The 20,250-nt window shown below is 37.9% G+C and carries 20 protein-coding genes; 2 read left to right on the top strand and 18 right to left on the bottom strand.

The annotated features are described in order from the left end of the window. Nucleotides 1–2: 2 nt before the first annotated feature. The 13 genes from QZ114_RS01165 to gyrA form a co-directional block, all read right to left on the bottom strand. On the bottom strand, nucleotides 3–434 hold the full coding sequence (locus QZ114_RS01165) for an arginine repressor (protein ID WP_295498744.1): 432 nt from the start codon (nucleotides 432–434) through the stop codon (nucleotides 3–5). Next, nucleotides 427–1,242, bottom strand: a complete 816-nt coding sequence (locus tag QZ114_RS01160; RefSeq protein WP_295498742.1) for a TlyA family RNA methyltransferase — start codon at nucleotides 1,240–1,242, stop codon at nucleotides 427–429. Before QZ114_RS01160 ends, QZ114_RS01165 begins: the two co-directional genes overlap by 8 nt. Next, nucleotides 1,235–2,110 (bottom strand): polyprenyl synthetase family protein, encoded by an 876-nt coding sequence (locus QZ114_RS01155; protein ID WP_295498740.1) that lies wholly within the window; start codon nucleotides 2,108–2,110, stop codon nucleotides 1,235–1,237. Before QZ114_RS01155 ends, QZ114_RS01160 begins: the two co-directional genes overlap by 8 nt. After that, nucleotides 2,107–2,319: an exodeoxyribonuclease VII small subunit gene (locus tag QZ114_RS01150; protein WP_295498738.1), complete on the bottom strand. Its 213-nt coding sequence runs from the start codon at nucleotides 2,317–2,319 to the stop codon at nucleotides 2,107–2,109. Before QZ114_RS01150 ends, QZ114_RS01155 begins: the two co-directional genes overlap by 4 nt. After that, nucleotides 2,297–3,637 (bottom strand): exodeoxyribonuclease VII large subunit, encoded by a 1,341-nt coding sequence (xseA, locus tag QZ114_RS01145; RefSeq protein WP_295498736.1) that lies wholly within the window; start codon nucleotides 3,635–3,637, stop codon nucleotides 2,297–2,299. Before xseA ends, QZ114_RS01150 begins: the two co-directional genes overlap by 23 nt. Nucleotides 3,638–3,773: 136 nt before the next feature. After that, entirely contained in the window at nucleotides 3,774–4,409 is a 636-nt protein-coding gene (gene udk / locus QZ114_RS01140) for a uridine kinase (RefSeq protein WP_295498734.1), read from the bottom strand. Between the two features lie 111 nt (nucleotides 4,410–4,520). Continuing rightward, a complete protein-coding gene (gene truB, locus QZ114_RS01135) occupies nucleotides 4,521–5,399 on the bottom strand; it encodes a tRNA pseudouridine(55) synthase TruB (RefSeq protein ID WP_295498732.1) in 879 nt (292 codons plus the stop codon). A gap of 10 nt (nucleotides 5,400–5,409) precedes the next feature. Then, nucleotides 5,410–6,684, bottom strand: coding sequence for a DUF2130 domain-containing protein (locus QZ114_RS01130; protein ID WP_295498730.1), 1,275 nt, complete (start codon nucleotides 6,682–6,684; stop codon nucleotides 5,410–5,412). Nucleotides 6,685–6,779: 95 nt separating this feature from the next. Beyond that, complete coding sequence (locus tag QZ114_RS01125; protein ID WP_295498728.1) at nucleotides 6,780–8,060, bottom strand: O-acetylhomoserine aminocarboxypropyltransferase/cysteine synthase family protein; 1,281 nt, start codon at nucleotides 8,058–8,060, stop codon at nucleotides 6,780–6,782. A gap of 145 nt (nucleotides 8,061–8,205) precedes the next feature. Continuing rightward, nucleotides 8,206–9,003, bottom strand: a complete 798-nt coding sequence (locus QZ114_RS01120; protein ID WP_295498725.1) for a formate/nitrite transporter family protein — start codon at nucleotides 9,001–9,003, stop codon at nucleotides 8,206–8,208. A gap of 299 nt (nucleotides 9,004–9,302) precedes the next feature. Beyond that, a complete protein-coding gene (locus QZ114_RS01115) occupies nucleotides 9,303–10,100 on the bottom strand; it encodes a formate/nitrite transporter family protein (protein WP_295498722.1) in 798 nt (265 codons plus the stop codon). Between the two features lie 251 nt (nucleotides 10,101–10,351). Further along, nucleotides 10,352–11,098 carry a class A sortase gene (locus QZ114_RS01110; protein WP_295498719.1) on the bottom strand — a complete coding sequence of 249 codons (747 nt, stop codon included), beginning with the start codon at nucleotides 11,096–11,098 and terminating at the stop codon, nucleotides 10,352–10,354. Further along, a complete protein-coding gene (gene gyrA / locus QZ114_RS01105) occupies nucleotides 11,098–13,566 on the bottom strand; it encodes a DNA gyrase subunit A (protein WP_295498716.1) in 2,469 nt (822 codons plus the stop codon). Before gyrA ends, QZ114_RS01110 begins: the two co-directional genes overlap by 1 nt. Nucleotides 13,567–13,759: 193 nt before the next feature. On the opposite strand from gyrA, the gene QZ114_RS01100 reads away from it, so the two are divergent. Continuing rightward, nucleotides 13,760–14,746 carry an L-lactate dehydrogenase gene (locus QZ114_RS01100; protein WP_295498713.1) on the top strand — a complete coding sequence of 329 codons (987 nt, stop codon included), beginning with the start codon at nucleotides 13,760–13,762 and terminating at the stop codon, nucleotides 14,744–14,746. Between the two features lie 119 nt (nucleotides 14,747–14,865). Here the strand turns inward: QZ114_RS01100 and QZ114_RS01095 are convergent, their stop codons facing one another. Both QZ114_RS01095 and QZ114_RS01090 read right to left on the bottom strand, forming a co-directional pair. Beyond that, nucleotides 14,866–15,141, bottom strand: a complete 276-nt coding sequence (locus QZ114_RS01095) for an HU family DNA-binding protein (protein ID WP_049497398.1) — start codon at nucleotides 15,139–15,141, stop codon at nucleotides 14,866–14,868. Nucleotides 15,142–15,248: 107 nt separating this feature from the next. Then, nucleotides 15,249–16,088 carry a DegV family protein gene (locus QZ114_RS01090; protein ID WP_295498709.1) on the bottom strand — a complete coding sequence of 280 codons (840 nt, stop codon included), beginning with the start codon at nucleotides 16,086–16,088 and terminating at the stop codon, nucleotides 15,249–15,251. A 142-nt stretch (nucleotides 16,089–16,230) separates the two neighbouring features. Between QZ114_RS01090 and QZ114_RS01085 the strand changes: the two genes are divergently transcribed. Beyond that, nucleotides 16,231–17,085, top strand: coding sequence for a YitT family protein (locus QZ114_RS01085; RefSeq protein WP_295498705.1), 855 nt, complete (start codon nucleotides 16,231–16,233; stop codon nucleotides 17,083–17,085). Between the two features lie 161 nt (nucleotides 17,086–17,246). Here the strand turns inward: QZ114_RS01085 and QZ114_RS01080 are convergent, their stop codons facing one another. The 3 genes from QZ114_RS01080 to ccdA2 form a co-directional block, all read right to left on the bottom strand. Next, on the bottom strand, nucleotides 17,247–18,662 hold the full coding sequence (locus QZ114_RS01080) for an APC family permease (RefSeq protein WP_295498702.1): 1,416 nt from the start codon (nucleotides 18,660–18,662) through the stop codon (nucleotides 17,247–17,249). Between the two features lie 121 nt (nucleotides 18,663–18,783). Continuing rightward, on the bottom strand, nucleotides 18,784–19,350 hold the full coding sequence (gene sdbB, locus QZ114_RS01075; RefSeq protein WP_295498698.1) for a thiol-disulfide oxidoreductase-associated lipoprotein SdbB: 567 nt from the start codon (nucleotides 19,348–19,350) through the stop codon (nucleotides 18,784–18,786). Nucleotides 19,351–19,360: 10 nt separating this feature from the next. Further along, nucleotides 19,361–20,068, bottom strand: coding sequence for a thiol-disulfide oxidoreductase-associated membrane protein CcdA2 (gene ccdA2, locus QZ114_RS01070; RefSeq protein ID WP_295498695.1), 708 nt, complete (start codon nucleotides 20,066–20,068; stop codon nucleotides 19,361–19,363). Nucleotides 20,069–20,250 lie beyond the last annotated feature (182 nt).

The raw sequence follows: 20,250 nt of genomic DNA, 5'->3' as shown, positions 1-20,250 counted from the left end.
CCCTACCAATTTCTTACTTGTTCAAACAATTCCTCAGCTAGACTTTCACTTCTAGCAATAACTAGAATAGAACTATCATCTGCCAAACAAGAGAAAATCTTATCTGAAAAATTCTCTATTAGCTGAGCTTTGACAAAGGCAGTGTTACCTGGAACAACTTGGAGGCTAATCATCTTATCCATCCATTCTGCCGATTCAATATTATCTTCAGCTAGCTGCAAACTTTTTACGACTGATTTTGGCAATTCATAGACGTATGTGTTATCCTTTAAAGGAATTTTAACAATACCTAACTCCTTAATATCTCTTGAAACAGTCGCTTGAGTGGCAGTAATTCCAGTTTCTTTTAGATGTTCTACGATTGCTTCTTGTGTTCCAATTTGATAATCTGTTACAAAGCGTCTGATTTTTTCAAGTCTTTCTTTTTTATTCATCTTTAAACTCTCTATGTGCTCTCTCTACAATTTTTTCTATTTCAGAAGCAACTATGTTGCTTGCCCCATTTTCTTTTTTCAAATAAGCCAGAAACTCAATATTCCCGTGGCCGCCTTGGATCGGAGAAAAGTCCAAACCAAGAACTGAAAAACCTTCTTCAACTGCCATGCTAGTAACCGTCTCAAGAACAGTCTGATGAACCTTGGCATCCCGAATGATTCCATTTTTTCCAATTTGCTCACGTCCTGCTTCAAACTGAGGTTTAACGAGAGCAACAACTTGACCTTGATCTGCTAAGACACGGTGCAAGGCTGGTAAGATAAGACTGAGAGAAATAAAACTCACATCTATACTAGCAAAGCAGGGTTCTTGTTCAAAATCAGTCTTTTCAGCATAGCGGAAATTAAATTGTTCCATGCTAACAACACGTGGATCTTGCCGTAATTTCCACGCCAATTGATTTGTCCCAACATCCACTGCGTATACAAGTTTGGCTCCATTTTGCAACATGACATCGGTAAATCCTCCAGTAGAGGCTCCAATATCAATGGTTGTTGCGCCACTTACGGACACATCAAAGATTTGCAAGGCTTTTTCTAATTTTAAGCCACCTCGACTAACATACTTGAGCTTTTCTCCTTTGAGTTTTAACTCTGTATCATCTGCAATTTTTTCCCCTGGCTTATCAAAACGCTCCCCATTTAAAACAGCGACTACCAAACCAGCCATAACCCCTCGTTTGGCCTGCTCTCTCGTTTCAAACAAGCCCTGTTTATAAGCGAGTACATCCACTCTTTCCTTAGCCATCTATTCTTAAACTTTCTACTATTTTTTGAATAGGCCTAGTTTCAAAGCTGATCAGCTGTGCAATTTCTTCTAATTTAGCATTAGCTTGATCTAAGGTTTGATTACAAAAGGTAACTGCTTCTTCCAATCCCAATAAGGATGGATAAGTTGATTTTTCCGCCTGTATATCCTTTTGTGGTGTCTTACCGATTTCTTCAAAACTCGCCGTTACATCCAGTACATCATCTCTGACTTGAAAGGCTAGACCAATCAACTCACCTACAGTTTTCAGTTTGCCTTCTATTTCTGAACTTAACTCTGCTATGATAGCTGCAGCTTGGAAAGGAAAGGTCAACAGTTTACCAGTTTTATTTGCATGAATAGTCTGGAGTTCTTCCAAAGACAAGTGCTGATGTTCTCCCTCCATATCCAGAACCTGGCCTGCTACCATGCCCATGCTTCCTGATGCAAGAGACAAGTTAGCAATCAAGTCCACCTTGATCTGACTTGGCAAATCTGCCTGCGCTATCAAGGCATAAGGATCTAGGAACAAGGCATCTCCAGCCAATATTGCCATAGCTTCGCCAAATTTCTTATGGTTTGTTAGCCGTCCCCTTCGGTAATCATCATCATCCATAGCAGGAAGGTCATCATGAATCAAGCTTCCTGTGTGAATCATCTCCAAGGCTGCCGCCACTTGCGCGTGAGCTGGTGTAATAGAAACTTGCAAGGCTTCTAAGACTTCTAATAAAAGAAAGGGGCGGATGCGCTTGCCACCAGCATGAATGGAATAGAGAACAGATTCCCGTAAACTAAAAGCAAACTGCTGATCCCCATAGAAATTTTCCAAGGCTGACTCAACAAGTGCTAATTTTTCTTGTTTGTTCATTCAAAATCACTTTCTGTTCCGTCTTCTTGCATAACCTTAACCAAAGTTTTTTCAGCCTTGTCCAAGGTAGCTTGAAGTTCTTTTGATAAGAGCATGCCTTTTTGGAAAGCTGTAATCGCTTCTTCTAGGGCAATTTCACCATTTTCCAAACTTTGGACAATAGTCTCTAGTTCTGCTAGATTTTCCTCAAATTTCTTTTGTTTTGACATCTTTAACCTCTAATTCTACCTGACCGTCTCGCATCAAAAGCGTCACTAGGTCTTTTTTATTTAAATTCGCAACTGAATCCACAACGGACTCATCTTTTTTGACAATAGCAAAGCCACGCGCCACAATGCGACTAGTATCTAACATGATCAAAGCTTCTGATAAACGCTTGACTTCAGCAACTTTAGCATCATAAACCAAAGCTACCTGACTCCGTAACAGCTTATCCATCTGTTCCAGGCGGTCCTGATAACGTTGAACTTTAGTAACAGGTGATAACTGCATCAGTCGATGCGTCCTTGCTTGGACTATCTGTTTGTTATCAGAAATCCGTGTTCGCAAACTTTGTTTTAAGCGCAATTGCAGTTGATCCAAGCGTTGCATATAGCCATCATACAAACGCTCTGGCTGTCTAAAGATAACAGACTGACTGCATTTTTTCAAAGCTTCTTGTTTCTTAGATAGGATATTTCGGACTGCCGTTGCCATCCGTTTTTCCTGATTTTGCAAATGAGCTAATACATCCAACTTGGTCACAGGTGTTGCCAGTTCAGCAGCAGCTGTTGGCGTTGCAGCTCGTCGATCTGCAACAAAATCCGCCAAGGTCACATCCGTCTCATGTCCCACACTAGAAATGATTGGCAAACGAGATTCAAAAATAGCTTGTACCACAATTTCTTCGTTAAAGGCCCACAAATCCTCAATGGAACCTCCACCACGACCAATAATCAGCAAATCCAAATCGTCACGTTCATTAGCACGCGCAATATTACGAGCAATTTCCTCCGCAGAGCCTTCACCTTGCACCTTAGTTGGATAAAGTAGGATATCAACACCTGGAAATCGTCTACTCACTGTTGTAATAATATCTTGAATCACCGCTCCACTACGACTGGTCACTACGCCGATTCGTTTAGGAAACTGAGGAAGAGCTTGTTTGAAACCTTCTTGAAAAAGGCCTTCTTCTGACAATTTTTTTTTGAGCTGCTCAAACTGAATAGCCAATGCTCCTATCCCATCTGGTTCAGCCTTTTCGATAATGATAGAGTAGCTCCCACTCGGTTCGTAGATTTGAACTCTACCAATTACATTGATTTTCATCCCTTCTTCTAAGTCAAATCCCAATTTTTGATAGACTCCTGACCAAATAGTCGCCTGGATAACAGCATGATCATCTTTGATGGAGAAATATTGGTGGGTAGGGCGCTTACGAAAGTTGGAGACTTGACCAGTCAAATAGACCCGTTCCAGATAGGGGTCTTTATCGAATTTCATTTTAAGATATTTGGTCAAAGTTGTTACCGATAAATACTTTTCCATCTCTACCTTCTATCTATTTTCTTGCTTTTTATAGGTATTATTATACCAAAACTAACCTCAAAAATCTCCATTTATGTTTTCATTATAAGGAAAAAATAAAAATGAAGGCAAGACCTCCATTTTCAAAAATCTATTATTAGTTTTGTCTGCCTTCTTCCAAAATCTTTGCAATTTTGGTTGTCAAGAGGTCAATAGCAACAGTGTTACTAACACCCTCTGGTATCACGATATCGGCATAACGCTTGGTTGGTTCGATAAACTGATGGTACATAGGTTTAACCACACCTAAATACTGTTCAATCACACTATCCAAGCTACGACCACGTTCTTCCATATCACGCTTGATACGACGAATAATGCGCACATCGTCATCTGTATCTACAAAAATCTTGATATCCATCAAATCACGTAAGCGCTTGTCCTCCAAGACCAAAATCCCCTCAACGATAAAGACATCTTGAGGCTCCTGACGATAGGTCTTGCTACTCCGTGTATGCTCTGTATAGTCATAAGTCGGAATGTCCACTGGACGCCCTGCCAACAATTCCTTAATCTGCTCGATCATCAAGTCTGTATCAAAGGCAAAAGGATGGTCATAGTTGGTTTTTACACGCTCTTCAAAGGTCAAATGAGACTGATCCTTGTAGTACGAATCATGCTCAATCATGGAAATTTTTTCATCAGGAAAATGCGATAAAATGGCTCTGGAAACACTGGTTTTCCCACCACCAGAACCACCTGTCACTCCGATAATGATTGGTCTATTTTGCATGCTATCCTCCGTTTTTTTATCCGTCGTCTATTCTATCATATTTTTAGCAAAATTTATAGTCTGGTTTGGATAGTCTAGGGGAAGAATTCAAATCCCTACACCCTAATTATACTAGCTAAAAACCTTTCTTGGCTTGTAAAGGTTATCCCGTTTTTCAAGAATGGCTAGCAATTTATCTCCTTCAAAAGCAGCCAATTCTTGATTCGTTTGTTCTAACTCAATAAAACGACCAAAGCGTACTTCCTGAGCCTGTTCTGGGGATAGGAAAACTTTGACAAGGTCCCCTGTCCCAATCTCTAGAGGATGGAGAAAGTTCAGTTGACCAGCCTCCACTTTTTCTGTGATTTCTTCCAATGTAAGAGCGTCTTCTAGCTGTAAACCGGCTGCACTAGTACGAGTTAACTGAGACATATGGGCCGCATAGCCAAGCTTCTCTCCTAAGTCAACCGACAAGGTACGGATATAAGTACCCTTGCTACATTTCACACGAAAAGTAAAGCGTGCAAGATGACCCTCATAAGAAATCGGACTTGTCCGTTCAAATTGATAAATGGTTACCTGACGTTCTGGGCGCTCTACTTCCTGTCCAGCACGCGCATACTCATAGAGCTTACGACCATTGACCTTGACTGCCGAATACATAGGTGGAATCTGACTAATAGGCCCCGTCAAGCTAGCAATCGCTCCATCAATAAGTTTTTCATCCAAGGGCGATAGAACAGGTGTCTCTGCGACCACTTCCCCACTGGCATCCTCAGTCGTCGTGGAATAGCCCAGAGTGATTTCCCCCTCATAGACCTTACCCTCGTCCTGCATAAACTCGACCATGCGGGTCGCCTTACCAACCGCAATCGGCAAAACGCCCACTACATCCGGATCCAAGGTCCCACCATGACCAATCTTCTTGGTTCCCAATATCTTACGCAGTTTAAAAACCACATCATGCGAGGTCATACCTGCTTCTTTTTTTAAGTTAATAATACCGTTCATTTTTGCTTTCTCACTCCCCCTTCAGAGCTTCAAATTTCGCTTTCATGGTTGGATTTTTCCGGGTCAATTTTTTAACAGAGACATCTTCCAATTTGTTGTTAGCTAGACGAAGTTGATTCTCAGATGTAGTTAAGAACTTCTTAACTTCTTCCATGCGCTTAATGGCCTTGTCGATTTCATCAATGGCTTTGCCAAAGTTAGTCGAAGCTGAGCTGTAGTTCTTGGCAAAAGCCTGTTTAAAGGCATCCAAGTCTTCTTCAAAATGCGTAATGTCAATATTTTGTTCGCGAACCAAGGCCAACTCCTGCTTGTATTTTAGGGAATTTAGCGCCGCATTACGTAAGATACCAATCAACTGGATAAAGAATTGAGGACGAACCACATACATCTTTTCATACTCGTGGCTGACGTCTACAATCCCTGTGTTAAAGTAGTCATTATCTGCCTCAAGCATGGTCACCAAAACAGCATATTCACAGTTTTTTTCACGACGGTCCTTGTCCAATTCCTTGTAAAAATCTACATTCTTGTGCTTCTTCTCTGTTCCGTCCGCTTCATTTTTCATCTCGAACATAATAGAGATAATCTCTACTCCATTTTCATCACTCTCACGGAAGATAAAGTCCCCCTTAGACCCACGCGCAGAGACCTTGTTATCCTTCTCAAAGTAAGCATTTGGAAAGGCGAAACTACGAACCTTGTTAAACTCACTCTCTGCATACTGTTCCAGACTTTCCCCGATGGCTTTTGTAGATTGTTGAGCCTTGAAATTCTTGTAAAATTCAACTTGTTCACTAGCTGCTTTAAGCTGGGCTTCGTAGTTTTGTTTAACTGAAGCAAGAGAAAGCTCATTTTCTTTTTCTTGCAAGAGAAGCTGATTTTTGATCTGATCCCGTTCTTTTTCTAGATCAGAAAGGGTCTTCTGTAGTTGATTTTCATGTTCCAGACGCAAGGTGGCCAATTGGTTTTCCAAGGCCTGTACTTCCTTGTCCTTAGCCAATAAGGCCTCATGGCTTGTCTGTTCAACTTCTTTCTTGGCCAATTCTTTTTCTGTATCAAAGTTTTGGATTTGACTCTGTAATTGCGCAATTTCTTGGTCTTTTTGAGCCAGTTTAGTCTGTTGCTCATTCATGGCCTTTTGCTCAGCCAAGGCCAGTTCCTGCCTCATCCTATCGTGTAGTTCCTTATCAAACTCTGCCGTTCTCACTTGGGACAAGAGTTCGGCATACTGGCTTTCATTTACTGTAAAGACTTCCCCACAGTTGGGACATTTGATTTCGTTCATAACTTTCCTCTTTCTAGACTTCTTTATCCATTATATCATGCCTGAGGGAAAATCAAAAACAGTGAGTCGAGACCCACTGCTTATCTTCTTTTACTTTAAATTTTCTCCAAGGCCAAGCGCAAGTCTTCAATCAAATCTTCTACATTTTCAAGTCCGATTGACAAGCGGATTTGGTTTGGTGTGACACCTGCTGCTTCTAGATCTTTTTCTGACAATTGACCGTGAGTGGTTGTAGCTGGATGGACCACAAGCGATTTAGCATCTGCCACATTTGCAAGGTCAGAGAAGATTTCCAAATTATCAATAACCTTGCGGGCTTCTGCCTCCCCACCTTTGACATGGAAGGTAAAGATGGAACCTACACCTTTTGGCAAGTATTTCTCAGCCAAGGCATGGTAAGGACTATCTGCCAGTTTTGGATAATTGACCTTTTCTACCTTAGGATGATTTACAAGAAAATCAACAATTTTCTCAGCATTTTGCACATGGCGTTCCACACGAAGAGAAAGAGTTTCAAGTCCTTGGAGTAATAAGAAGGCATTGAAAGGTGAAATTGCTGCACCTGTATCACGAAGCAATTGAACACGGACAGCGATAATAAAGGCTGCTGCACCCACATCACGAGTATAGCTCAAATTGTGATAGCTTGGGTCTTCCTCAACAAATTGAGGGAATTTCCCTGAAGCTGCCCAGTCAAAACGACCGCTATCGACAATCACTCCACCAATAGTCGTACCATGCCCACCGATAAACTTAGTCGCAGAGTGAATGGCAATGTCAACGCCATGAGAGAAGACGTTAATCAAATAAGGTGTTGCAAAAGTATTGTCAGAAACAAGTGGAATCTGATGTTTATGAGCAATCTCCGCCAATTTTTCAAAGTCAGGAATGTTAATCAAGGGGTTCCCCAAGGTTTCAATCAGAACAAGCTTGGTATTGTCTTTGATAGCTGCTTCCACTTCCTCCAAATCATCAACATCGACAAAGGTTGTTGTGATCCCATAACGAGGAAGGGTTTCCTTCAAAAGATTGAAGGTTCCACCGTAAATAGTTGATGCCGCTACTAGATGGTCACCAGCATGAGCAAGAGCCAAAATCGTATAAGTCACTGCAGCCATACCTGATGCTGTTGCAAGAGCTCCGACACCACCTTCGAGAGCAGCAATTCTTTCTTCAAAGGCAGCTGTTGTAGGGTTGGTAATACGGGTATAGATATTCCCTGATTTTCTCAAGGCAAAAAGATCCGCACCTTCCTGCGTGTCATCAAAAACAAAGGATGTTGTTTGATAAATCGGCACTGCACGAGACTTAGTTGCTGGATCAACTACTTGCCCAGCATGCAATTGTAAGGTTTCAAATTTAAAATCACGAGTCATAAGGCGACCTCCATATAGTTTGATTAAGGATATTGTAGCACCTTAAGGTATAGTTTACCAATATTAGTTTTCTATATTTTGATATAATAAATAGCTATTACTATCATTCCCATATAAAAAAGCACGAATCAATCGTGCCATTTTCTTAATCTACATAAGTATCTTCATTTTTATTGAGGAAGGCGTATGGAAGACCCATCAAGAGACCACCACCAATCAAGTTCCCAATGAAGGTTACACCCCAGTGACGAAGCATATTTCCAACACCGAAGTTAGCAATTGAATCAGCAGCAACACTGAATTTCACAATCGCGAAAGAAGCAAAGTTCGCAGCAATGTGCTCGTTTGTTAAGAATACAAACATGTAAATTGCTGACAAAACAAGCCAAAGTTTGGCACCACCATCTTTGACCAAAACAAATGAAAGAATCGCAATATTTACGAAAATATTTGCCAAAATCGCCTCAAGCAAGATTAATTCATTTGAACGACCCAACTTCATCTCAACAACACCCGAAATAAAACTATCGTGTGTCAGATGTGCATAAGCTGCTGAGTGAGCAAATCCCCAACCTGCTATCAAAGCCCCGATAAGGTTAAACAAGGTACAGTAAAGTAAAATCTCAGCTGTTTTTCTCCAAGAGATTTTTTTCAAGAAACTACCTGCAGTCAAGAACATCATGTTTGAAGTTACCAACTCAGCATTCAAGAAAACAATATAGGCCAATCCCCAAGCGAAGACAAAGGGGAAGAGGAAGCGTCCACTACCTGGCGCAATTTTATTAATCAAGTCAGCCCCAACTGCACCTGCAGCAGTACTAAAGGTTAAAAATGCACCTGCGAACATCGAACGAATCGCATACTTAAATTTGCTTTGACTATAAAGACTTTCTTTCTTCTTGCAAGCAAATTCAATCTTTGAGATAAATTCTGAAGAAACCATAATAAACTCCTAAAACTTTTATTTGTGATAATTATAACATAAAAGCGATATTATGAAAAGGATTTCCCAGACCTATTTTTATAAAATGCTAGTTGTGGTAATCGATTACATATCATTGATGAAGAAGCTTAGAAAATTCTTATTTCTTTATTAAAATTTTAAGTTCTTCATTATATTTATTGTGTTCAGTATTATATATAACTAAAAATAGAGCAAATTACACATTTGATATATCACTAATTCTATCTAATTTACCTCAAAAAAGAGAATCAATATGATTCTCCCTCATCTATCAGTTTTTAATCTACATAAGTATCTTCATTTTTATTGAGGTAAGCATAAGGTAAACCAATTAAAAGTCCACCACCGATAAAGTTTGCAATAAAGGTCACTCCCCAATGACGAAAAATATTTACAAAATCAAAGTGATCTACCTGATCAGAAACAATACTAAATTTCATTATGCTAAAAGAAGCAAAATTTGCGGCAATGTGCTCGTTGGACAAGAATACAAACATAGTAATAGCAGATAATATAATCCATAGTTTTGCTGCACTATCTTTTATCAGAATAGAAGAAAGAATGGCAATATTTACAAAGACATTTGCAAGAATACCCTCAAGTAATACCAAATCACTTGGACGAGCCAATTTCTTGGCTACAAGCTTAGGAAGGAAACTATCATGGGTCAGATGCGAGAATGCTGAAGAGTTTGCAAACATCCATCCAGCTACCAAGGCACCAATGAGATTAAACAAAGTACAATAGAGTAAAATAATCATTGCCTTTTTCCAATCAATCTTTTTCAAAAATACGCCTGCTGTTAAATACATCATATTGGAAGTTACCAATTCCGCATTTAGAAAGACGATATAAGCCAGCCCCCAAGCAAAAACAAACGGGAAAAGGAAGTATCCGCTATTTGGAACAATGCTGTTTAGTAAATCAGCACCAATCGCTCCTGCAGCTGTACTAAAAGTTAAAAAAGCACCGGCAAACATAGAACGAATAGCATACTTGAACTTACTTTGCTTGAAAAGACTTTCTTTCTTGTGGCAATAATAATCTATTTTCGAAATGAACTCTGAAGAACTCATAAAAACCTCCTTTTTACAATCAGCATTATAACATATTTTTGTTTAAATAATCAATAGTATTCTTATCTCTTAATAATCGGATGAAAGTATGTTATTTCTAATAGTCTATAGCTATATAAACAAGAAGCTTGAAAAATATATGGATGCTAAAATTTTACTTATTTTTTTAAAAATTTGTATCATTTATTTTATACTCCTATTAGTTAGATATGTAAAAAATCAGTGAAAATTTCTCTTCACTGACTCTTTAATTATAAATTAAATTGTTTATAAGGTTGATTAAAAGCCGTTAAAATTTCTTCTGATGTTTTCGAATAATCCATTGTTTCTTTTAAATCACCTTTAACAATGGTCCGCTCTGTAGCAGCTGCATCTTCACAAGTTACTAGAGTAATTTCATTAACACCATCTCGATCTTCAATCTCATCAACACGATCTGGTGTAACCGTTTTGACTTCACGAATTTCATAAGTATAGACCTTGTTCTTGTCCGTCACATAAATTTTCATACCTTTTTTAGCACGGTCTAATGGAGAAAACAGCATTTGATTTGCATTCTCAACACTAAAGACATGGTGACTAGCAAGTGAATAGTTACCTTTACCCATCACCTGATTTCGTTTCATAGTTCCTGCTCCATACAAGAGATTTGCATTATCAAGACCTTTAAAAATTGGTAAATTAATCTCTACCTCAGGTATTGCAATTCCTCCGACTACAGGCAATTTTTGAGCATCCCATTGAGAGGCTAAAACAGCTTCTGAAGAAAGTGATTTTACCGAATTAAAATCAAAATTACCTTCAGTGTCTTTATTTTCTTCAATTTTCTCTTTAGATACTTTACTAACTTGATATTTATTTGTATTCCAAACTATAAAAGCATCGCGAATTTTTGAATTAAAAATTAAAGCAATAGAGATAAGTATGAGAAATACAGCTAAAATATTTTTCAGTAGATTTTTTCTTCTGTTTTTCTTTTTTCTATTTTTACGAGACATTAAGCATCACCTTCTATTTTATATTCTGTCCCAACTTCTTCTTTTTCTGCAGCTGCAACACTTGTAAATGTCACAATCTTAGCATCTTGATCAAGCCGCATTACTTTTACTCCCATAGTAGAACGACCTGTTTGTGAAATATTAGCAACATTTGTACGAATCATAACACCTGTATCGGTGATAATCATCAAATCTTCATCGCCTTTAACAGTTAAGAGACCAGCTAGTGGACCGTTTTTATCAGTAATTTTAGCAGTTATCATTCCTTTACCGCCACGGCCTTTAGTAGGGTATTCAGTGGCTACAGTACGCTTACCATACCCTTTTTCAGTAATAACAAGAACCTCATCTTCATCAGTGATAAGTCTTGCCCCTACTACTGTATCACCTTCACGAAGATTCAGACCTTTGACACCCGTTGCACTTCGACTCATTCCACGAACAGTAGATTGTTTAAAGCGAACTGCATAGCCCAACTTAGTTCCTATTATAACATCGGCATCTTCTTCAGTTAATAGGACATTGATTAATTCATCTTCCTCTTTCAAATTTAAGGCTTTTAATCCATTCTGACGAATATTAGCAAATTCCTTAACACTGGTCCTTTTCACAATACCATGACGGGTTGTGAAAAAGAGATAGGCATCATCACTACGTTTTGATTCTATGTTGATAATAGTCTGAATACTTTCACCTTCGTCCAACTTCAATAGATTTACGATAGGCAATCCTTTAGCAGTTCGACCATATTCCGGAATTTCAAAACCTTTAAGACGATAGACACGTCCTTTATTTGTGAAGAAGAGCAGATGATCATGGGTGCTAGTTGACACTAACTCACGAACGAAGTCATCATCTTTGACACCTGTCCCTTGGACTCCACGTCCGCCACGTTTTTGAGCAGTAAATTCACCTTGATCTAATCGTTTAATGTAACCCTTGTTAGAAAGAGTAATTAGAACATCCGATTCTTCAATCAAATCTTCATCTTCTAAAGACAAGACTTCTCCAATCATCAACTCTGTACGACGTTTATCGCCAAACTTACGCTTAACCTCATCTAATTCATCCTTGATAATTTGAGCTACACGTTCTGGTTTTGCTAGAATATCTGCTAAGTCCGCGATCAAAGCAATCAATTCATCGTACTCAGACTGAATCTTATCACGTTCCAATCCTGTCAAGCGGCGGAGACGCATATCTAGAATAGCCTGACTTTGTCTCTCAGAAAGCTTAAACTTGCTCATCAACTCAGCTTGTGCTTCTGCGTCTGTTTCACTAGCGCGGATGATACGAATAACCTCATCGATATGATCCAGAGCAATCAAGAGACCTTCTAAGATATGAGCACGCGCTTCAGCTTTCTCTTTATCAAAACGTGTACGACGAACAACAACTTCTTTTTGATGCTCAATATAGGCATCCAAAATCTGACGAAGAGACAAAATCTTCGGTACGCCATTTTGAATAGCTAGCATATTGAAGCCAAAGTTTGTTTGCATTTGGGTCATTTTGAAAAGATTATTAAGGATCACATTGGCAGAGGCATCTCGTTTCACTTCAATAACAAAACGAACCCCTTCACGGTTAGATTCATCTCTAACAGCTGTAATTCCTTCAATACGTTTTTCTTGAACCAACTTAACAATATGCTCATGTACTTTCGTCTTATTTACCATGTAAGGAAATTCTGTGACAACAATTCGTTCACGTCCAGTCTTTGTTTCCTCGATTTCTGTACGAGAACGTAGAACAATTGAGCCTTTTCCGGTTTCATAAGCCTTATGTATACCAGATTTACCCATAACGAGCGCTCCAGTCGGAAAATCTGGACCAGGTAATACTTCCATTAGGTCTCTTGTCGTCACATCAGGATTATCCATGACTAACTTAACTGCATCAATAGTTTCACTCAAATTATGAGGCGGAATATTTGTCGCCATACCGACAGCGATACCAGTAGCACCATTAACTAAAAGATTTGGAAAACGAGCTGGAAGGACTAAAGGTTCACGCTCATTTGCATCGTAGTTATCTACAAAGTCAACCGTATTTTTGTTTATATCTCGAAGCATTTCAAGAGCAATTTTACTCATACGAGCTTCAGTATAACGTTGGGCGGCAGCGCCATCACCATCCATAGAACCAAAGTTTCCATGCCCATCTACAAGCATGTAACGGTAGCTCCACCATTGAGCCATACGAACCATAGCTTCATAAATAGATGAATCTCCATGTGGATGGTATTTACCCATAACATCCCCTGTAATACGAGCAGATTTTTTATGGGGTTTATCAGGAGTAACACCAAGCTCATTCATTCCGTAGAGAATTCGACGGTGAACTGGTTTTAAGCCATCTCGAACATCAGGAAGAGCCCGCGCTACGATAACACTCATGGCGTAGTCAATAAAGCTAGTCTTCATCTCCTTTGTCAGATTGACATTCACTAAATTTTTATCCTGCATTAATAAATGCCTCATTTCACTATTAGTAACTAAAAATATTATACCATAAAAAGTCCTTGATTTCACTCATCTAAATCTTCTAAAACGTTTACATCATAGACAAGCGGGAATAATCCGTGACAAAGTATTTTAAAAGTGATAGAATGAAAATAAATGGGGAAACCCGAAAAAAAAGAAGGAGAAATTCAGAAGAATGACTTTAACTAAACAACATAAAAAAGTGATCCTTATCGGTGATGGTGCCGTTGGTTCATCTTACGCTTTCGCACTTGTTACCCAAGGAATTGCACAAGAACTAGGAATTATTGAAATTCCTCAATTGTTTGAAAAAGCAGTTGGTGATGCTGAAGATCTTAGCCACGCTCTTGCCTTCACTTCACCTAAAAAGATCTACGCTGCTAAATACGAAGACTGTGCTGATGCAGACCTTGTTGTTATCACAGCTGGTGCACCCCAAAAACCAGGTGAAACTCGTCTTGACCTTGTCGGCAAGAACCTTGCTATCAACAAATCAATCGTTGAACAAGTTGTTGCTTCTGGTTTCGATGGTATCTTCCTTGTAGCAGCTAACCCAGTTGACGTTTTGACTTATTCAACATGGAAATTCTCTGGATTCCCTAAAGAACGTGTTATCGGTTCAGGTACTTCACTTGACTCAGCTCGTTTCCGTCAAGCTCTTGCAGAAACAATCGGTGTTGATGCTCGTTCAGTCCATGCCTACATCATGGGTGAACACGGTGACTCAGAGTTCGCTGTCTGGTCTCACGCTAACGTTGCTGGTGTTAAACTAGAACAATGGTTACAAGATAACCGTGATTTGAACGATGCAGACCTCGTTGAACTTTTCATCTCAGTTCGTGACGCTGCCTACTCAATCATCAATAAAAAAGGTGCTACATACTATGGTATTGCTGTAGCCCTTGCTCGTATCACTCGTGCAATCCTTGATGATGAAAATGCAGTACTTCCACTTTCTGTATTCCAACAAGGTCAATATGGAGTTGAAAATGTCTTCATCGGTCAACCAGCTATCGTTGGAGCACACGGTATCGTTCGTCCGGTAAATATCCCTTTGAACGATGCAGAAACTCAAAAAATGCAAGCTTCTGCAAGAGAATTGCAAGCTATCATTGACGAAGCATGGAAAAATCCTGAATTCCAAGCAGCTTCTAAAAACTAATTATAACAAACTCCCTTTCATAGGGAGTTTTCTTTGTCATTCTTTATAGACTATCAAAATAATAAAAAGCCTACTGACCAAGCTAGAAAGCTTGAATCAATAGGCTTTTTTGAGTGTTATTATTTAACAGCGTCTTTAAGAGCTTTACCTGCTTTAAATGCTGGAACTTTTGAAGCTGCAATCTTGATTTCTTTACCAGTTTGTGGGTTGCGACCTTTACGTTCTGCACGCTCACGAACTTCAAAATTACCAAAACCAATCAATTGAACTTTTTCTCCAGCTGCAAGATATTCTGTCACTGCTGCAAATACAGCTTCAACTGCTGCTGCTGAATCTTTCTTTGTCAATTCTGTAGCTTCTGCTACTTTAGCGATCAAATCTTGTTTGTTTGCCATGTTAATGATTCCTCCAAAATAATTTCTAATTAACAAATATAATCATATCCTAAAATCCGCTTTAGGTCAAGTTAAAAACGCTAAATCTTCTTATTTTCTTTATTTTTTTAGGAATGATAACGAACTAATATAGCCCAAGCGTTTTCACCAGTATGAGTCTGAATAATAGAACCAGTCTCTATAACAGAGATAGGGTTTTCAACATAGGGTTGTAATATATTTCTCATCTCATTTGCCCACTCAGGATTTCCTGAATAGGAAATTCCAATCTCTGCAACAGAACGGTCATTAAGAGATGATGTAAACTCATCTAACCATTTTTTAAAAGTTTTCGCACCACGACCTTTAACAATAGGCTGTAATTCATCATTCTTCATTTGCATTACAACACGAATGTTAAGGAGAGAACTAAGTAAACCAGTAACTCTTCCAATACGACCACCTTTGACAAGGTTCTCTAGAGTAGAAACACCAATATAAAGTTCTGTATTGTTTTTGACTTCTTCCACTCGAGACAAGATTTCATCTATGTCTATTCCTTCTTTGGCCAATCTTGCTGCTTCAACCACTTGAAACTTTAAAGCCTGATCCGTAAATGAACTATCAATAACTGTGACATCCGCCGTTGACAAACTAGCACCTTGTCTAGATGCTTCTACAGTACCTGAAAGGGCATGGGACATATGAATAGCAAGAATCCGACTACCATCCTTGCATAGTTCTTCAAAAACTTCAGCAAATACACCTACAGGTGGTTGACTTGTTTTCGGAAGATTCTTACTTTCTTGCATCAACTGAAGAAATTTACCTTCTTCTTTCAAATCAGCATCAGAATAAACAACGTTATCAATCATTACAGATAATGGAACAATTGTAATATCTAATTGCTTTACTAATTCTGGTTCAATAGTAACAGATGAATCGGTTACAATCTTAATTTTTGTCATAGTATCAATCTTTCTATTTTATACTTCAGATTGGTTTTTCCTACTTTTTATTATATCAAAAAAAGTTTGAAAATCCTAATGGAGTCACTGAAAATTTTCCTTAAAATTTGATATAATCAACTTATAAGAAAAGAGGTTGCCTATGATTAAAAAAATTTCTCCCATCCTAACTATTTTATTAGGTGCTGCCATTTATGCTTTTGGACTAACCTATTTTGTCGTTCCCCATCATCTATTTGAAGGAGGTGCTACTGGTATTACCCTCATCACTTTTTATCTTTTCCAAATTCCAGTCTCTCTTATGAATCTCCTTATCAATGTTCCACTTTTCATTTTCGCATGGAAGATATTTGGTGCAAGATACCTGTATTCTAGTATACTAGGAACAATAGCTTTGTCTGCTTGGTTAGCTTTATTTGAAAGAATTCCTATTCAGATTGATCTTCAAGGCGATTTGCTCATAACTTCCCTTATTGCAGGTATTTTAATGGGAATTGGTTTAGGAATTATTTTCAATGCTGGAGGTACAACAGGTGGCACAGATATCCTTGCACGTATTCTAAATAAGTATACCCATGTTTCTATGGGAAAACTCCTTTTCATTCTAGATTTCTGTATTCTTATGCTTATTCTCCTTATTTTCAAAGATATACGCTTGGTAACTTACACTCTTCTCTTTACCTTTATTGTCTCACGCGTAATTGACTTAATTGGTGAAGGTGGCTATGCTGGAAAAGCTTTTATCGTTATTACTAAGCTACCTGATGAACTTGCTAAACAAATCAACGATAATCTTGGAAGAGGAGTTACTTTTATTCATGGCCAAGGTTATTACAGTGAACAAGATTTGAAAATCATTTATTGTATCGTTGGTAGAAACGAAATTGTGAAAATGAAAGAGATGATTCATCGTATCGATCCACAAGCTTTTATTACTATTGCTGAAGCACATGAAATTCTTGGAGAAGGATTTACTTTTGAAAAAGACGAAATTTAATGTTATGTAATATAGTAGAAACTATCACGGAGTCTTTTAATTTAGCATCCATAACTTTTTTCTTAATTAGATCTAGTAAAAATTTATCATCTTTAAATAACATTCCTGATAAAACAAAAAACTTAGAAAGACTATCATAATATCTTTCTAAGTCTTTTGTTTTATTCTTTATCCAAAGAAGTATCAATCACTTCCAAGCTCGAATGTTTATAACCATAGGTGAAGTAAATGAAACAACCAACTAACAAAGCAATAAAGAAGGCAAGCCAAGTTTCAGCATTGTACTGCAACATAAATGATAAACAAACCACAATAGATAGGATTGGTAACAATGGAACTAGAGGTGTCTTAAACTCACCTTTTCCAGGCATACCTTTTTCTTTCCTTAATTTTATTAATCCATACGGCAACATAATCAAGTAAGCGAGAGTACAAATGTTTAAAAAGGCTGCAATACTAGCTAGTGGAAATATTCCAGCTGCTATAGCTGAAGATAATCCTGTTAAAATAGTTGCATTCTTGGGTATTTTACTTGTTTTCGTTAATTTTTTGAAAGTGGCAGGCAATAAACCATCACGAGCCAAACTATAAATCATACGAGATAAAGCATAGGTCATGGAAATGCATACTGTGATTAAGGTTAAAATAGCTACTAGTGAAACATAATTGGCTGCCCAACTTATTCCGATGCTACGTAAAGAGTAAGCAACCGCATCATCTACATTTAAATGACTATAATGAACAATACCTGTCAAAACAAGCGTTACTAGAGCATATAACATAGTTACAATCAAAAGAGACAATACAATACCTCTAGGAATGTTTTTTTGAGGCTTTTTAACTTCATCTACAGCCATGGAAATAGATTCAAATCCTAAAAAACCAAAGAACATCAAAGAAGCACCAGCCATGATTCCAGTACTAGAGCCATAAATTTGACCAAAACCATAAGGCGCAAAGTCAGACCAATTATCAAGTTTAATATGCCATATTCCCACTAAAACAAACAGTGCTAAAGCAGAAAATTTCAATATAACCAAAAGGGAATTAAAGCGTAAAACAGCTTTAGCATTTAGTAAGACCAGTGATGTGACACACAATAAAACTAGGATAGGCAAGAGATCAACAAAAGTTCCTTCTTGGGGATTAAAAGTACCATTCAGTGCTTGTGGAAGAGAAATTCCATATTGAAGTAAAAGTCCTTTGAAATAAGCTGCCCAACCCGATGCAACACCAGAAATAGCTGTCATAAACTCCATCATAGTTAACCATCCAGCTAACCAAGCAGGTAACTCACCAAGTATCGCATAAAGATAACTATAAGCTCCTCCTGTAGCAGGTATCCGAGAAGCAAATTCTGCAAAAAATAGGGCTGATAAACCAACACACAAGGCTGAAATAACAATTGAAATGACTAAAGCTGGACCTGCTAGACTAGCAGCAGCTGTCCCTGTAATCGTAAATACACCCGTTCCTACCATTGCTCCAATACCCAGTAGGATTAAGTCCCATAGCTTTAAATGCCGATGCATCTCCGTTTTATCTAAACTTACATTCTTAGTCCTAAATATATTCATAGTTTTTCTCCAAATAAAATGATGTTTCTATTTTACCATAAATATAGGATTGTGGTGCATATTTATTAAAATTTTATAAAAAACTGACTACTTTTAGTAATCAGTCTGCTTATATCTTTGTTTAATTCATTTCTTTAAATGCAGCTTCTGCATCAGCATTGCTAATAGCACCAAATTGAATCTTTCCGATTTTTCCTTGACTATCGATTAAATACTCTGTTGGAATACTTCGAATTTGATAGGCTTGGAAGGTTGTTGCTTTAGTGTCATATAAGACTGGAATGTCCTTATATCCTTGTTCTTGAAACCATTTTGGAAATTCTTCAACTGTTTTTTCACCTTGAATTCCAGCTGCGATGACACTTAAAATTTCAAAATCACGATCTTGTTTCGCTGCCAACTCCATTAACTCAGGCATACTTTTTCTACAAGGACCACACCATGAAGCCCAAAACTTCAAATAAACCTTTTTACCCTTATAATCAGATAGTTTGACTTCTTTGCCATCCATAGATTGTAAAGTAAAATCTGGTGCATCTTTTCCTACAGCAATTTGCTGTACAGGTGCTTGTTGAACTTGTTTGGGTGATCCTTGTGCTCCTTGAGTCTTTTTAGTTTCTTCTTCGCTACAAGCCATTAATATCACTAATGATAAGAGACTCAATCCTGTAAACATTACTTTTTTCATTTTTTCTCCTTTATTCAAAAATTCCAGCTAGAATATTTACTTGTCCTAATAGTAACAAAATTCCCATTAAAATAATAAGGAAACCACCAATTTTCTTTAGTAGCATCATATGACGTTTGATTTTACTAAAATAAGGCATTACTACACCTGAAGCTAGAGCCAAAACCAAGAAAGGAATGGCCATCCCCAGAGTGTAAATAAGAGTATAGATAGCTCCTTGCCAAGCACCATTACCTCCAGAAGCCGCAAGCGCTAAAACAGAACTTAAAACTGGACCAATACAAGGTGTCCAACCAAAGCTAAAGGTAATACCAAGTAGAAATGCTGACCAATAACGATTGGCTGCTGATTTCTTGAAAGTAAAACTTTTTTGAATCTCTAATTTCTTCAGATGAAATATTTCCATCTGATGAAGCCCTAGTAAAATTATAATGCTTCCCATTGCATATCTAAACCATGTAGCATATAGAATGTTACCAAGAAAACCAGCTCCGAATCCTAAAATAAAGAAAATAAGAGAAATACCAGCAATAAAGCAAAGCGTTCTGATTACCCCAGACCAGGCAACTTTTTTTCCAAATAGAGAAAAATATTTTTCATTTTCTTGATCATCCAATAAAATCCCAGCATAAACTGGCAGTAAAGGGAAAATACAAGGTGAAAAAAATGAAAGAACACCAGCCAAGAAGACTGAAATAGAAAATAATATTGATTCCAATCAGTAACCTACTTTCATAAGAGTAATTCCATTGTACTATAAATATGATTATTTGTAAGAAATCTGCTACGACGGTGCTCTAAAAATAAAAAAGGAGACTACCCCTTTTTGTACTGACCCCAAAAAGTTAGACAATTAATTTAAGCAAAGGATTTAGTTCTGTATTGTACAGGGCTAAGTCC

The sequence above is a fragment of the uncultured Streptococcus sp. genome, from assembly GCF_901875575.1.
Lineage (GTDB): Bacteria > Bacillota > Bacilli > Lactobacillales > Streptococcaceae > Streptococcus.
The sequence above is the reverse complement of the archived record's forward strand: the minus strand, read 5'-3'. Positions and strand labels throughout refer to the sequence as shown.